The 597-nt window shown below is 56.6% G+C and carries 1 protein-coding gene; it reads left to right on the plus strand.

All coding sequences use genetic code 11. The annotated features are described in order from the left end of the window. On the plus strand, positions 1-597 hold a 597-nt coding region (locus ACS8YF_RS19905), incomplete at both ends, for a condensation domain-containing protein (RefSeq protein WP_440851809.1).

A 597-nucleotide genomic window follows, 5' to 3' on the forward strand; every position in this document is an offset into this window, starting at 1 on the left:
GGAGCGTGGCGCATTACGTTGAGTTAACCGGAGAGGTTGATTCGCCATTACTGGCCCGCGCGGTGGTTGCCGGACTAGCGCAAGCAGATACGCTGCGGATGCGTTTTACGGAAGATAACGGCGAAGTCTGGCAGTGGGTCGATGATGCGCTGGCGTTCGAACTGCCAGAAATTATCGACCTGCGAACCAACATTGATCCGCACGGTACTGCGCAGGCATTAATGCAGGCCGATTTGCAGCAAGATCTGCGCGTCGATAGCGGTAAACCACTGGTCTTTCATCAGCTCATTCAGGTGGCAGATAACCGCTGGTACTGGTATCAGCGTTATCACCATTTGCTGGTCGATGGCTTTAGTTTCCCGGCCATTACCCGCCAGATCGCCAATATTTACTGCACATGGCTGCGTGGCGAACCAACGCCTGCTTCGCCGTTTACGCCTTTCGCTGATGTAGTGGAAGAGTACCAGCAATACCGCGAAAGCGAAGCCTGGCAGCGTGATGCGGCATTCTGGGCGGAACAGCGTCGTCAACTGCCACCGCCCGCGTCACTTTCTCCGGCACCTTTACCGGGGCGCAGCGCCTCGGCAGATATTCTGC

It is taken from the genome of Salinisphaera sp. SWV1 (genome assembly GCF_052044155.1).
Taxonomy (GTDB): Bacteria; Pseudomonadota; Gammaproteobacteria; order Nevskiales; family Salinisphaeraceae; genus Salinisphaera.